At 63.9% G+C, this 13,664-nt stretch carries 12 protein-coding genes; 6 read left to right on the top strand and 6 right to left on the bottom strand.

What is annotated here, in order from left to right:
• Nucleotides 1-34: 34 nt before the first annotated feature.
• Nucleotides 35-2,530 carry an ATP-dependent Clp protease ATP-binding subunit gene (locus tag ACSVHC_RS20945; RefSeq protein WP_437770190.1) on the bottom strand — a complete coding sequence of 832 codons (2,496 nt, stop codon included), beginning with the start codon at nucleotides 2,528-2,530 and terminating at the stop codon, nucleotides 35-37.
• Nucleotides 2,531-2,701: 171 nt separating this feature from the next.
• Here ACSVHC_RS20945 and ACSVHC_RS20940 point away from each other — a divergent pair, with 171 nt between their 5' ends.
• From ACSVHC_RS20940 to ACSVHC_RS20925, 4 genes are all read left to right on the top strand, one after another.
• Entirely contained in the window at nucleotides 2,702-3,166 is a 465-nt protein-coding gene (locus tag ACSVHC_RS20940; RefSeq protein ID WP_437770191.1) for a GatB/YqeY domain-containing protein, read from the top strand.
• Nucleotides 3,167-3,194: 28 nt separating this feature from the next.
• A complete protein-coding gene (locus ACSVHC_RS20935; RefSeq protein WP_439181270.1) occupies nucleotides 3,195-4,058 on the top strand; it encodes an HNH endonuclease in 864 nt (287 codons plus the stop codon).
• 199 nt (nucleotides 4,059-4,257) lie between these two features.
• The gene (locus ACSVHC_RS20930) at nucleotides 4,258-4,614 is read left to right on the top strand and encodes a YegP family protein (protein WP_437770193.1); all 357 of its coding nucleotides are present in this window, start codon (nucleotides 4,258-4,260) and stop codon (nucleotides 4,612-4,614) included.
• Nucleotides 4,615-4,736: 122 nt separating this feature from the next.
• Entirely contained in the window at nucleotides 4,737-6,329 is a 1,593-nt protein-coding gene (locus tag ACSVHC_RS20925) for an AMP-binding protein (protein ID WP_437770194.1), read from the top strand.
• 33 nt (nucleotides 6,330-6,362) lie between these two features.
• Here ACSVHC_RS20925 and ACSVHC_RS20920 read toward each other — a convergent pair whose 3' ends face one another.
• From ACSVHC_RS20920 to ACSVHC_RS20905, 4 genes are all read right to left on the bottom strand, one after another.
• Nucleotides 6,363-6,773, bottom strand: a complete 411-nt coding sequence (locus ACSVHC_RS20920; RefSeq protein WP_439181269.1) for a hypothetical protein — start codon at nucleotides 6,771-6,773, stop codon at nucleotides 6,363-6,365.
• 273 nt (nucleotides 6,774-7,046) lie between these two features.
• Nucleotides 7,047-7,346, bottom strand: a complete 300-nt coding sequence (locus ACSVHC_RS20915) for a hypothetical protein (protein WP_437770196.1) — start codon at nucleotides 7,344-7,346, stop codon at nucleotides 7,047-7,049.
• Nucleotides 7,347-7,354: 8 nt separating this feature from the next.
• Nucleotides 7,355-7,687, bottom strand: coding sequence for a hypothetical protein (locus ACSVHC_RS20910; RefSeq protein ID WP_437770197.1), 333 nt, complete (start codon nucleotides 7,685-7,687; stop codon nucleotides 7,355-7,357).
• A gap of 173 nt (nucleotides 7,688-7,860) precedes the next feature.
• Nucleotides 7,861-8,037, bottom strand: a complete 177-nt coding sequence (locus tag ACSVHC_RS20905; protein WP_236818202.1) for a CsbD family protein — start codon at nucleotides 8,035-8,037, stop codon at nucleotides 7,861-7,863.
• Between the two features lie 145 nt (nucleotides 8,038-8,182).
• Here ACSVHC_RS20905 and ACSVHC_RS20900 point away from each other — a divergent pair, with 145 nt between their 5' ends.
• Complete coding sequence (locus ACSVHC_RS20900) at nucleotides 8,183-9,154, top strand: magnesium transporter CorA family protein (RefSeq protein WP_437770198.1); 972 nt, start codon at nucleotides 8,183-8,185, stop codon at nucleotides 9,152-9,154.
• Between the two features lie 26 nt (nucleotides 9,155-9,180).
• On the opposite strand, the gene ACSVHC_RS20895 is transcribed toward ACSVHC_RS20900, so the two are convergent.
• Entirely contained in the window at nucleotides 9,181-10,839 is a 1,659-nt protein-coding gene (locus ACSVHC_RS20895; RefSeq protein ID WP_439181268.1) for a phosphodiester glycosidase family protein, read from the bottom strand.
• A gap of 480 nt (nucleotides 10,840-11,319) precedes the next feature.
• On the opposite strand from ACSVHC_RS20895, the gene ACSVHC_RS20890 reads away from it, so the two are divergent.
• Nucleotides 11,320-13,641: a hypothetical protein gene (locus ACSVHC_RS20890; RefSeq protein WP_439181267.1), complete on the top strand. Its 2,322-nt coding sequence runs from the start codon at nucleotides 11,320-11,322 to the stop codon at nucleotides 13,639-13,641.
• Nucleotides 13,642-13,664: the final 23 nt, after the last annotated feature.

The raw sequence follows: 13,664 nt of genomic DNA, 5'->3' as shown, positions 1-13,664 counted from the left end.
GACGGCGGCCGCACGGGGCAGCGTGTGACCCGCGTTAGCTCACGGCGGGAAGCGCGTCGGGGATGCGCGGCTTAGCGTTGCCGGCGAAGGTGAATTTGGCGTCGTCGCCTTCGCCGTCCACATCGACCACCACGATGTCACCCGGGTGCAGCTCGCCGAAGAGGATCTTCTCGGAGAGCTGGTCCTCGATCTCGCGCTGGATGGTGCGGCGCAGCGGCCGGGCGCCCATGGCCGGGTTGTAGCCGCGCGTGGCCAAGAGGACCTTGGCTGCGTCCGTAAGCTCGATGCCCATGTCCTTGTCTGCCAGATGCTGTTCCAAGCGACGGATCATCAGGTCCACGATCTCGATGATCTCGTCCTGCGTGAGTTGCGGGAAGACGATGACGTCGTCAACGCGGTTGAGGAACTCGGGACGGAATTGCTGCTTGAGCTCCTCGGTGACCCGCGCCCGCATCCGGTTGTAGCCGGTGGTGGTGTCCGTGCCGGACTGGAAGCCGGTGGCCACGCTCTTGGATATGTCGCGGGTGCCCAGGTTGGTGGTCATGATGATCACCGTGTTCTTGAAGTCCACCACGCGGCCATGGCTATCCGTCAAGCGGCCGTCTTCCATGATCTGCAGCAGCGAGTTGAAGAGATCGGCGTGGGCCTTCTCCACTTCGTCGAACAGCACCACGGAGAACGGACGACGCCGGACCTTCTCCGTCAACTGGCCACCCTCGTCGTAGCCGACGTAGCCCGGAGGAGCACCGAAGAGACGGGACACGGTGTGCTTCTCGGAGTATTCGGACATGTCCAGCGTGATGAGGGCATCCTCATCGGCAAAGAGGAATTCCGCCAGGGCCTTGGCGAGCTCGGTCTTGCCGACCCCCGTGGGGCCGGCGAAGATGAACGAGCCACCCGGACGCTTGGGATCCTTCAGGCCTGCACGAGTGCGGCGGATCGCACGCGACACTGAATTGATCGCCTCATTCTGCCCAATAACGCGCTTGTGCAGCTCCTCCTCCATCTTGAGCAGGCGGCTGGATTCTTCCTCGGTGAGTTTGAAGACCGGGATACCGGTGGAATTCGCGAGAACTTCGGCAATCAGCTCCTCGTCCACCTCGGCGTTGCCGTCCGTACCGCCGGCCTTCCATCTGAGCTCCCTTTCCCTGCGCTCGGCGACAAGTTTCTGCTCCTTAATACGCAGCGACGCGGCGCCCTCGAAGTCCTGGGCATCGATGGCGGATTCCTTCTCCATCTTCACCTCTGCGATGCGTGCGTCCATCGCTTTCAGCTCCGGTGGCCGGGTCATGCGGCGGATGCGAAGCCGTGCACCGGCTTCGTCGATCAGGTCGATCGCTTTGTCCGGCAGGAAGCGGTCCGAAACGTACCGCTCCGAGAGGCTCGCCGCGGCCGCCAGTGCGCCGTCGGTGATGGTCACCCGGTGGTGCGCCTCGTAGCGGTCACGCAGGCCCTTGAGAATCTCTACAGTGTCGGCCACCGACGGTTCCTGGACCTGGATCGGCTGGAAGCGGCGCTCCAAGGCGGCGTCCTTCTCAATGTGCTTGCGGTACTCATCCAAGGTGGTGGCACCAATGGTCTGGAGTTCACCACGGGCCAGCAACGGCTTGAGGATGGACGCGGCATCGATGGCACCTTCCGCAGCGCCGGCACCCACGAGCGTGTGGATCTCGTCGATGAAGAGGATGATGTCCCCGCGGGTCCGGATTTCCTTGAGGACCTTCTTCAAGCGCTCTTCAAAGTCACCGCGGTAACGGGAACCGGCCACTACGGAGCCCAAATCGAGCGTGTAGAGCTGTTTGTCCTTCAGGCTCTCCGGCACGTTGCCCCGGACGATCGCCTGGGCAAGGCCCTCGACGACGGCAGTCTTGCCGACGCCGGGCTCACCGATCAGCACGGGGTTGTTCTTGGTCCGGCGGGAGAGGACCTGCATGACGCGTTCCATCTCCAGCTCGCGGCCGATCACGGGATCAAGCTTGTTTTCCCGCGCTGCTTGCGTAAGGTTGCGGCCGAACTGGTCCAGCACCACCGAACCGGCCGGAGCAACCTCGGCTTGGCTTGGTCCGGCGACCATTCCACTGGGATCCTTGCCCTCATAGCCGGAGAGCAAGTGAATGACTTGCTGGCGGACCCGGCCAAGGTCGGCGCCAAGCTTGACGAGGACCTGCGCGGCAACGCCTTCACCCTCGCGGATGAGGCCAAGCAGGATGTGCTCTGTACCGATGTAGTTGTGGCCGAGCTGAAGGGCTTCACGGAGGGCGAGCTCAAGCACCTTCTTGGCGCGCGGGGTGAACGGGATGTGGCCGGACGGGGCTTGCCGCCCCTGGCCGATGATCTCCTGCACCTGTTCCCGGACGCCATCGAGCGAAATGCTCATCGACTCCAGCGCCTTGGCGGCTACCCCCTCACCCTCCTGGATCAGACCCAAAAGGATGTGCTCGGTACCGATGTAGTTGTGGTTGAGCATGCGTGCCTCTTCTTGGGCAAGCACAACAACGCGACGGGCACGGTCCGTAAATCTCTCAAACATTTCGCCACACTCCTGGCAGCCGCCTACCTTGATGCTACGTCGCTGAGGGCCTTCTTGGGGGATCGCCGGAGACAGAATTTTAGATACCGGGCAGGCCGGCCGCACGGCTCTTCTCCACAGACGGTCCAGACCGTGAAGAATGAGAACAACCACCGAGTAGAGGGAATTAACATGAGCACCCTGAAGCAACGCCTGCATGCCGACGTCGTAGTCCACATGAAGGACCACAACAAGACCGCGCTCACGACGGTCCGCAACGTCCTGGGCGAAATAGAGACGCGTGAAAAGTCCGGCAAGACACCTATCGAGCTGGACGACACGCAGGTGACGGCGCTGCTGCAAAAGGAAGCCGCCAAGCGCAGGGACACGGCCCGCATTTACACGGATGCCGGCGAGGCCGAGCGCGCTGCGGCGGAAATAGCCGAAGCGGAAGTCATTGAGGCGTACCTGCCCAAAATGTTGACGCCCGCGGAAGTCGAAGACATCGTCGACGAGGCAATCGCCGTGTTGAAGGCCAGTGGTCAGGAGCTTACTATCAGGCAGATGGGCGCCGTGATGAAGCCCGTCACAGCAAAGGTCGCCGGCCGCTTTGACGGCAAGGCGGTCAGCGAAATCGTCCGGACCCGACTCGCATAGCTTCACCGGCACGCAGGGAGGAGCAGCCATGGCCGCCATCATCCTGGGATGGAATCCACGGCTTGGGAACGACTGGAACTACGAGGCTGTAATCGAGCAGGTCGCGGAAACAGGTCAGTTCCTGGAGCGGTGGAACGTCGGGCAACACCGGAAGATCCAGCCAGGCAACCTGGCATGGCTGCTCCTGCAAGGCGGGGGCCCTCACGGACGGGGGCTGATCGGACACGGCGTGGTCATGTCCGAAAGCTATGAAGCGCCACAACGCACCGAACCCCAGAGTATGGCGCGGTACGTAAGCGTGGCCTTCGATGCCCTGCTCCCCTTCGGCGGCCAGATCCCGTCGAGTGTCCTCTCCAGAGAAGTGCCGGACGTGGCCTGGAATACCTTCCGTGGTTCTGGACGGTTCATTCCGCCGGAATCAGAACCTCTCCTTCAGCACGTGTGGCGGGAGCACGGGCCAGCGGTCTCTGAGCCGTGCCAGATTATTCCAGGGACCTACCCTGAAGGAGCCGTCAGCAGGATTGAAACGAACCGCTACGAGCGGGATCCTGAAGCCCGCCGGATCTGCCTGGCTTTCCACGGGACGTCGTGTGCCGCGTGCACTTTCTCCTTCGAAGTAAGCTACGGGGACATCGGCAAGGACTTCATCCACATCCACCACGTGGTTCCCGTTTCACAGCTTGGCAGCGACTACCGGCTCGATCCCACAACGGACCTTGTGCCGCTGTGTGCGAACTGCCACGCCATGGCACACAGGGGCGTGGGCACCCCTCGCACAGTGGCGGAACTGCGCCGGGCCATCGCCGCCGCCGGGCATTTGCCCGGCCAAATCGTGGACGACAGGGCATTGGCGGCCCAGGACGCCGCACACCGAATCCTTGAGCAGCGGTGACCAAAGGGCCGCCCTTTGCACTAGCCAGCCAAGGTTCTTCCCCGTATTTTGGTTAACTACACCGTGTGGCGAGCACCACACACACTGTGAGTCAGATGATCCATTTGCCGGACGAGAAATCACTGGGGCGCAACGTCGCGCCCCAGACCGGCGAAACCTACCGGGCGTCACGCGCCGCCCGCTGTTCAGGAGGATGCGCATGACCGGGATGTTTGAACTCTTCATCGACGAGGACACGAGCTTCAGATTCAGGCTCAAAGCACCGGACGGAACAGTGGTAGCCGTCTCCAAGTCCTTTCCTGACAAGCGTGCTGCGGTGTGCGGCATCAGTGACGTCCGCGAATATGCAGGAATGGGCCTGATAACCGATCTCTGCCCCGAAGTCCCACTTCGCGGACCAGCGCCCACGCCACCGGCTCCCGTTGTGAGGCAAACCAGTCCTTCCGCGATGCCGCCGCTTCCGGCCCCGCCGCGGCACCATGGTCCCCTCCCCCAAAGAGATCGCACCCGGCCCTGGCATACTCCGGCCCTGGTCGACCATCCTGCACCGGTTTAGTTGAGGCGTAGCCCTAAAGTTGGACGACATCCGACCGCGGCGGCCCTTGTCCCGGCCCCGCGCCGCCGGGTGTAATGGACGCACGACGGCGACTCCCGCCGTCGTGCGCCGAAGGAGCCGCAATGTTCACCAGCCCGTACGCTGATGTCGAGATCCCCGAAGTCACGATTTATGAGTATCTGTTCGGTGGGCTGGGCGTCGAGGACCTTGACAGGATCGCGCTCGTGGACGGCACCTCGGGCGCGGAAATGACCTACCGGCAACTCGTCAGCCGAGTCGACGCCACCGCAGGCTGGCTCGCTGGCCGCGGGGCAGGCCCGGGGACTACCTTGGGCCTTTTCTGCCCCAACGTGCCGGCCTTCGCCGTCGTGTTCCACGGGGTCCTCCGCGCGGGTGCCGCCGTCACCACGGTCAACGCGCTGTTTACCGCCGATGAAGTCGGAAGCCAGCTGAGCGATGCTGGCGCCTCCTGGCTCTTCACCATCTCGCCCTTCCTTGAGCGGGCGGAGGCCGCGGCGCTGCTTGCCGGGATCCCGGCGGAACGCCTCGTGGTGCTCGACGGCGGCGAGCTCGCTCCCGCCGCGGGGCATCCGTCGCTAACGGACGTGCTCGAAGCCGGTCTTCCCGCACCGACTCTCAGTGTCGATCCGCACGCCGCCGCCGTCGTGCCCTATTCCTCCGGCACGAGCGGCACGCCTAAGGGTGTTCTGTTGAGCCAGTACAACCTCGTGGCGAACGTCGCACAGTCGCGTGCCTTCTTCCGTGTGACTCCCGACGACGTGCTGCTCGCCGTCCTGCCCTTCTTCCACGCCTACGGCCTGACAGTGCTGCTCAATCTCGCCCTCGGCGAGCGGGCCCGGCTCGTCACGATGCCGAAGTTCGACCTCGCCGAGTTCCTCCGGATCACGCAGGACCACCGCTGCACCTACCTCTTCATCGCGCCGCCCATCGCCGTCGCGCTCGCGAAGCATCCTTTGGTGGACCAATTCGACCTTTCGTCCGTGCGCGCCGTGCTTTCGGGTGCGGCGCCCCTCGACGGCGAGCTGGGGCACGCTGTTGCGAAGCGGCTCGGGTGCACGATGCTCCAGGGCTACGGAATGACCGAGCTGAGTCCCGTGTCCCACGCCATTCCGCGTGACGGCGCCGAGCGCGTCCCGCTCGACTCTGTGGGCTACACCGTGCCGAACACGGAGTGCAAGCTCCTCGACCCGGCAACGGACGAAGAGATCGAAGTCCCGGCCGAAGGACCTAGTGCTCCCGGGCAGCTCCTTGTCCGCGGCCCGCAAGTCATGCTCGGCTACCTGAACCGGCCCGACGCAACCGCCGCGACGATTGATCCGGATGGCTTCCTCCGTACCGGTGACATCGCAACCGTCACTGCCGACGGCGTCGTGACGATCGTCGACCGGCTCAAAGAGCTGATCAAGTACAAGGGCTATCAGATCGCGCCGGCCGAGCTCGAAGCCCTTCTGCTCACCCACCCCCTGATCGCGGATGCCGCGGTCATCGGCATCCATGCGGACGACGGCGAAGAGGTACCGAAGGCGTTCGTCGTCCGGCAGTCGGGGGCCGAGCTCGGGGACGGCGATGTCATGGAGTTCGTCGCCGGGCGGGTGGCGCCGTTCAAGCGAGTGCGATCGGTGGAGTTCGTCGATGTGATTCCCAAGTCGGCGTCGGGAAAGATCCTCCGGCGGGAGCTGCGCGCGAGGGCCTAGGAATGCGTGTCGACTCCCTGGCAATGTCCCTGGCTACGCTTGGCCCGGCGAAACCGGCGGGACGCGCAGGCTTCCATACCGCTCCATGCGGTGCCACCGCAGGTGGACCCCGGCCAAGGCCGTCACTACCGACTGGATGACCACGAGGTACATGAGCTGACGATAGACGAACTGCTGAAGCGGAAGTGTCCACAGTGGGCGCAGCGACTCATTGTCGAGCCTGAACGCATAGGCCGCCATGAGGAATTGAACCAGGAGGAAAACAAGCCAGAGCTCCCCGATCCGGACCGGATCAAGAAAAACCAGGCCGTAGATCGCGAAGACATCAACGATGGGCGCGAACAAGGGAAGCAGCACCTGAAGGACCAGGAGGTAGCCGAGACCACGCCGGCCGAGTTTACCGGCCTGGCCGCCCTGCACGACCGCGCCGCGGTGCTTCCACATGGCTTGAAGCGTGCCATAGCACCAGCGGTAATCGCCCTTCGGCAGTTGGGAGCCCGTCCGCGTTGGAAGCCGGTGTCGATGGGGATGACGGAAGATTACGGGCTGCCGGAGCGGCCGGGGACGCTGTGGGCGCCGGCGCGGCCGGGAAAGGGAGGAATGGCGCGGCAACGTTGGGACCGCACATGAAAGCAACCAGCAAGAGGATGAGGATTCGCATCCCGTAGCCCAAAAGCTTCATATTCGACGATCCTCCGGGTTCAATGTTCAAAACGGCTAGCGCTTCGCGAGCGTTCGCAGGAGTTTCAGGGCCACGGAGATCGAAGCGAGGTCCACCTGCCCGGGTTTGGTGACCTCCACGAACGTCTCCTTGATCCTTCCCAGTTGCTCCTGGCGTCCGCTCTCCCACTCCACAATCCGTTCCACGGCAGAGGTACCGGAGGCACCGCTCGCCCGGGTCGCCTGCATGACGGAAATGGTGATGTCGACGACGGCGGAATAGGCGTCGTCACGCAGGGCTGCGCGGGCCAAGGCTTCCCACCGGCTTTGACGCGGCAGGTCAGTGATGCGCAGCAACAGCGTTCCTACGCCGATCCAGTGAATGACCGTGTGGTACATGTCGGCGATGGCAAATCGGAGGCGCGCCGCCCGAGGTCACTCGGCATCCCGATGTCGTCCGTCACCACTGCGACAACGCTGGCATCCAGTTCGGTCAGGATCCCGACGGCGGCCTGCCCGGGCGCGCGCGACGACGCCACTTTCAGATGGTGCCCCGCCCGCGCCCGGAGCGTCTCAGGACTATGGCTCCGCAGATCCTCCGGGGGCACCTGGGCGTAGTATTCGGCCAGGAAAGTTTCGCTGGGCTCACGGGAACCCGGTGATTTCGCCTCCCCCGCCGGCACCGATTCGCGTGTCATGTCAGCGCGCCTCCACTGCGGGTGCCACTCGCAAACTGGGGTTGACGATCCAGCCCCCGCGCCTCCTTCATCATGGCTGGCCGCACCGACGCCGTCCAGTGCTGCAAAAAAGTATCAGGACACCACGCGGGCGCGGGCCGCATGGCCCGCGCCCTGCTATCGGCGTCTGCGGACTAGTGCTTCCTGAAGGCGCCCTTGATCTTTTCGCCTGCCAGCTTCAGATCGGCCCTGACCTGACGGGACTTGCCCTCAGCCTTCAGCCGGTCATTGCCGGTGGCCTCGCCGGCCGCTTCCGTGGCCTTGCCGTGGAGTTTCCCGGCAGCGTGATGGAACCTCTCACCCCAACCCATAATGGCTCTCCTTAGTCGGCGGCCCGCGGCGGGACACCGCGAGGCCGCACTTAAATTGTAGGTACGGAACGAGGGCAAAGGCAGGTCCCGAGGTGAAGCCTTGCCGCTCAGGAAGCATGGATACGCGTCCCGTACCATGGGGCGGATGGTGTTCATACGGCTATACCGCGAAGGCAAACTCGAACGTGACGATGTCAGGGCCCACGAGATCGAAGCCCTGGCCCGCCAGGATGACGTGGTGCTGTGGATCGACTACACGAACCCGACGGCGGATGACCTGCTCGGCGTGGAAACCGTGTACGGGCTTCACCGACTCGCCGTCGAGGACGCCGTCCACGATTTTCAGCGGCCCAAACTGGACCGATACCCGAACCACCTGTTCCTTTCGGCTTACCAGGCGGCGCTAAAGCCTGGCGCCGGCGAACTTGCCGTCGTCGAAATCTCGGCATTCGTAACCCATAACGCCCTGGTGACGGTGCACGGGCCCGAGTTCGACACCGACGAACTGACGGCGCACTGGGACTCGGAAACCGACCTGGCCCAACACGGAGTGCCGTTCCTCTTCTGGGGCCTGCTGGACATGATCGTCGACGGGCACTTCGACGCCGTCCAGGAACTCGATGGCTACATCGATGCCCTCGAAGAGTCGCTTTTCGACGACCACTCCCCCGACCACGACCTGCAGCGGAAGACCTTCGAACTCCGCAAGAACCTCGTCCGGCTCCGCCGCGTCGTCCTGCCCATGCGTGAAGTCCTCAATACCCTCCTCCGGCGGGAAGACCTGGTCGGCTGCAGCCCGGCGATGCAGCCCTTCCTGCAGGACGTCTACGACCATGTGCTGCGTGCCTCCGAATGGACGGAATCGCTCCGCGACCTGGTCACCACTATCCTGGAAACCCACATCAGCATCCAGGGGAACCAGATGAACCTGGTCATGAAGAAGGTCACCAGCTGGGCCGCAATCATCGCCGTCCCCACTGCCGTGACCGGCTTCTTCGGGCAGAATGTGCCATTTTTCGGCTTCCAGAGCGATTACGGCCTCTGGCTGTCCTGCGCGCTCATGGCCGGCGGTTCAATCTTCCTGTACCTCGCCTTCAAGAAGCGGGACTGGATCTAGCTGGTTCCCCTTGGAGGTCCGCTGTCCTACTGATCGGCCTTTCGGGAAGGAAGTACCAAGAGCGCGTCCCCGACCGCGCGTTCCGATCCGCCCGACGGGCTGTTCTGGACTTTCCCATCGGCAACGGCTGTTGTTGACCCGCCCCCGTCGAGATTCATGGCCTGGACCATGCCGAGTGACACCGCGACGTCAGCCTCTTCCTTTAGGCTCAGCCCCAGCGAGGAAGTTGAGCGTCCGTCCGCGGTGACAAGCATGGTCCTGCCCTGGGCATCGGTCCCGGCGAAGGTCCGGGGGTTCCGCTTGTGGACCCAGCCGTAGTAGAAGCTGTTTCCATCGTTGTGATGCACCATGCCGTCATGCCCGGCAGTGACGTCCACGCTGCCGTCTTTGACGAGCAAGGGTCCGCCGTTGACGACGCTCGTGGCCTTGTTGGTGTGCAGGGGCTTCCCGTCCTGGCCGAGCAATCCGACGTCGATCTTCAGCTTCGCGCCCACGGGAGCGAGTGCACGGAGCCGTGCGACGTCGGTTCCAGTGGCCTGGATGGTGTGTCCGCCCGCAGGGACGGCCCCGCCACGGGTTTCGGCGATGGATGTGACGGTGTCGTGGCTGTCCACCATCACTTCAAGGCCCGGGCCCGTGGGCGTGGTCGGCCCGAATTCCGGAGTGAAGGTGACGAGCTCGTTGGAGTTCGTGCAAGTGACGTCCTGGAGCGGGCCCGAGGTAGGCAAGTCATTGGCGCCGCCGCAGTTACGGATCAGGCCCGGCACCCGGTCGATACCGTCCAAAGTCGCTTCTCCGGAAGGGGCCGAGATTTTCCCTGACCAGGTGAGCCGCTGGATATTGCTGGCGTTCTTCTTTCCGTCAATGACGAGGGCCGGGCGGTCCGCCACGGCTTCGCTGAGAATCTTGCCTCCGTACACACCAACGCCGGCGGGGTCGCCTTCAGCACCGGCCTTCGGGTCGAAGACGAAGAAGCCTGCATTCACAGCGGCGAGGGCGTGGGCGTCCGATGCCAGCTGGCTGGTCGTCTCCCGCTTCTCCAGGTCCGGGCCGAAGGAGGCGGCGAGCTGGCCCTGGTAAGTCCCAGGGTCGATCGTGATGACGTCAAGATTCCACGGTCCGCGCGTCGTCGTGCTGGTTTCGGAGTCGCCGTCCCAACCGGTGTAGATCACTGAGGACGCGAAACCGGCGGCTTTGATCTTCGCGACGACTGAGGCGCCGTCCGCGTGAGCGGCAAAATGGCCGGCGCGGACCCGGTAGCCCAAGTCGCCGCCGGCGTCGGCAAGCTGCGGCGACTGGACATGTTCAACGCGGGCATCGACGCCGGCGGCCTTCAGCTTGTCGGCTGTGCGCTGCGCAGTAGCCTGGCTTGAGAGCGCCGACGCCGGAGCATCCGGATCCGGCGAGTCAGAGGGGATGGCTACTTCGGCCGTCCAGAAGAGCGAGGAGTCAGCTCCACCCCGGCTGATTTTGGTGAGTGTGACGCCGGGCGCAAGGGTTGTCACCGTCCGTTTCTCGGGAAGGTCAGCGGCGCCAAGGTTGAGGTGGGCACCCTGATCAGTGCTCTTGCCAACTGTCCGGACATCGTCCGCATGGGTGGGGCCCACGGGGCTGAGGAGCGCTGAAAAGACGGCCAGAACGAGCCCCCCAGTGACGGCACTGCGACGTTTGAGGGAGGCTTTCATACGTCCACCGTATAAAGACCAGACGGTCACCAGTGCCGGTTTTCGGGTTTCGCAAAACCTATTGACCGAACCTTCATGCCACGTTCACTTGCCGGCCGAGTTGCGACCTGGGGCCAGATTCCCGGTTCCGCCTGCGGAGGGCTTGGGAACCCGGCTTGACCAACCCGATTCCAAGGACACATCGTTTGGCACCGCCTCGTCAGGATACGACTCACGACTGGCAACTTGCGATACATCGTGATGGTGATCGCTTCCACGCCTTTCGGACCGCCCGGGCAATGAAAGATGTTCGTCGCAAAGCGAGCGATTCAACTGGCAAATTTTTGACAGTTGAAGCCACTGAGAAGGCCCCTTTCAAGCCCCGACAGTCGAAAGCTACACCCTTCTCTCGGATTGCGTTTTGTCCGGCTCTCTACACACAGGACCACCCGAAGTGTGGTCATCGCGTGTATGGGCGCGGTTGAAGAGAAAGGGACATAAGTGACTCACGGAAGATTCGAACGGGACGCGGGCAACCCGCCGGGACAGACTAAGGGCTGGTCGGCGTTCGCCAAGACCGGTGCCTTGACAGCCGCCGGCGCCCTGGCCCTCTCCGCTATCGGGACCGGTGGCATCCTTGCGGCGCCTGCGGCGCACGCCGCAACTGACCTGCCGGGCATGCATCGATCGGGCATCAGCGTCCAGGCTCCGCCGCCCCGGGCGTTTGGCGATTGGTCGATGTGGCTGGGATCCCTGAACCTGAACGGTGCCGCCGGTGGTCCCACGGCTTTCTGCTTCGACGTCGGGATCCCGGCCGGACCGGCCGGATCCGGGGCGGTGGGCTCCCTAGGAAACCCGCAGCTTAATTACGCGATCCAGAAGTACCAGGGTGACCCTGCTAACCACGCAGCCTTGGCGTACTTGGTACACGAGCTCGCGGATCCGAGGTTCAACGTGCCGTGGAACGGCAACGGGGCTCCTTACCCTAACCTCCGGGACTCATCGGATCCGCAACTGCCCGGTGTCCGCGCCCAGGCGGCGGCGATACTCGCCGACGCCCAAGCCAATTCCGGTCCGTATTCCACGCAGCCTAAGCTCTCGATGGACGCGAACGGTCGCGGCGGCACGGTCACCTCGACGGAACTGGTTTCCGCAGCCGGGAACAAGCTGGGCGGGTTCTCGGCCCGCGCCATCTTGAACGGCCCCGCTGTGTGGGCAGGAACGAACTCCCAGGCCGTCAACCTCCATACCGGAGATCAGCTCGGCTTCGCGGCTACCGGAAACGGAACGGTGTCCGTGACGCTGACGATCGACGCACCCGGGTCGTCGGCTACCACGTATTCGGTGCCCGGCTTCCAGAACCTTCTCGTTGCCGGCGGGGCTCAACCCGTCGCGGGAACGTCAGCCGACGCCAAGGTGATCTTCGATTTCCAACCCGAAGCGACCTCGACCGCCGGTCGGTTTGTGGAGGGCGGCCAGCCCCTGGTGGACGTCCTGCACGTGAACACGTCCACGGGGAACACCAATGACTGGGCTTTCGTGAACGGCGGCAACGTGCCGGCCCGCTTCGACGTCGACTGGTATTACAGCCCGGTCAGACTCGCCCCGACCGCCCAGATCCCGGCTGCGGTCGTGAAGGTTGCCTCCGGAACTGGCACCGCAACGGGACCGGGTGACGTGAAGGTGACCGCTGACAAGAACGCGGACAGGGCCGGCTATTACTACCCTGTGGCCCGCTTCTCAAAGGGGGCCCAGCCCGCCGGGCTGCAGCAGTACTTCCGTGCTGACTGGACCGCTGGCTTCAATGATCCTCATGAGGAGACCATCCAGAAGTACCAGCCGGCGGTGGCGACCAAGGCATCGGCCATTGAAAACGGGAAGATCTACGACGTCATCACCGTGACCGGCAACGAGCCCGGCAAGGAACTCTCCGTGACCACGGATCTGGTTCTGACCTCCGCTGCCCCGATTACCGGCGGCACCGACACCGTTCCTGCTGATGCCGACGTCATCGGAACCGTCACCACGAAGGTCACCGGGAACGGCGAATTCAAGACCGCGGCCGTCGAGGTTCCATGGGAGAAAATCGTCGCCGAGAAATGGTCCAAAGGCCTGAATGCCAATCTGTACTTCTCCGAGAAGATCGACGGTACCGAGTCCACCAAGGCGTGGGACGGCAAGGAACTGCTGCCGAACGAAACCGTCCCGGTCAAGAAGCCTTCGATCATCACCAAAGCCTCCGAGAACGGCACCGTGCCGCTCGTGGCCCACGACATCGGAATAGTCTCGGGCACCATCCCGTCCGGCACCGGCATCAAAGTCACCACCAAAGTGAACCAGTACAAGTTTGACGACTCGACCGACGGGTCCGCCCAGGCCGTCTGCGCCAACCCGTCTTGGTCCTCCCCGGACCAGGAAGTCACCGGTGCCGGTGAAATCACCTACCCGGGCCACACCATCGCCCACAAAGGCACCTACGGATACGTCGAGGAACTTAAGCTGACGATCGATAAGGGCGAGGGCAAGGAACCGTTCACCACGGAGTTGCATAAAGGCAACTGCGGCGAGAAGAACGAAACTGTCATCGCCTTCCCCGAAGCCGTCACTGTTACCCCAAACAAGCCGGCCCTGATGGTCAACACCGGATTCGCGCCCACCACCGGCACCGCACGGGAAGCCGGGCCGAACATGCCGCTGCTGATCGCGGGCGGCACCGCCTTCGCACTGGCTCTCCTCGGAGGAGCAGGGCTGTTGTACCGCAAACGCTTCGACAACCGCGGAGTTGAAACGGACAACATCCAAGCGGACGAACATGCTGACTAGAAGCACCTAGCTGTCAGGTTGAC

Origin of the sequence: Arthrobacter sp. KNU-44, from assembly GCF_051843155.1 — a bacterium.
Taxonomy (GTDB): domain Bacteria; phylum Actinomycetota; class Actinomycetes; order Actinomycetales; family Micrococcaceae; genus Arthrobacter.
Note: the sequence above shows the minus strand (reverse complement) of the source record. Positions and strands in the feature narration are given on the sequence as shown.

Coding starts and splice junctions, on each gene's coding strand:
- ACSVHC_RS20945 (WP_437770190.1), bottom strand. CDS start 2,530: ATGTTTGAGAGATTTACGGACCGTGCCCGTCGCGTTGTTGTGCTTGCC.
- ACSVHC_RS20940 (WP_437770191.1), top strand. CDS start 2,702: ATGAGCACCCTGAAGCAACGCCTGCATGCCGACGTCGTAGTCCACATG.
- ACSVHC_RS20935 (WP_439181270.1), top strand. CDS start 3,195: ATGGCCGCCATCATCCTGGGATGGAATCCACGGCTTGGGAACGACTGG.
- ACSVHC_RS20930 (WP_437770193.1), top strand. CDS start 4,258: ATGACCGGGATGTTTGAACTCTTCATCGACGAGGACACGAGCTTCAGA.
- ACSVHC_RS20925 (WP_437770194.1), top strand. CDS start 4,737: ATGTTCACCAGCCCGTACGCTGATGTCGAGATCCCCGAAGTCACGATT.
- ACSVHC_RS20920 (WP_439181269.1), bottom strand. CDS start 6,773: ATGTGGAAGCACCGCGGCGCGGTCGTGCAGGGCGGCCAGGCCGGTAAA.
- ACSVHC_RS20910 (WP_437770197.1), bottom strand. CDS start 7,687: ATGACACGCGAATCGGTGCCGGCGGGGGAGGCGAAATCACCGGGTTCC.
- ACSVHC_RS20905 (WP_236818202.1), bottom strand. CDS start 8,037: ATGGGTTGGGGTGAGAGGTTCCATCACGCTGCCGGGAAACTCCACGGC.
- ACSVHC_RS20900 (WP_437770198.1), top strand. CDS start 8,183: ATGGTGTTCATACGGCTATACCGCGAAGGCAAACTCGAACGTGACGAT.
- ACSVHC_RS20895 (WP_439181268.1), bottom strand. CDS start 10,839: ATGAAAGCCTCCCTCAAACGTCGCAGTGCCGTCACTGGGGGGCTCGTT.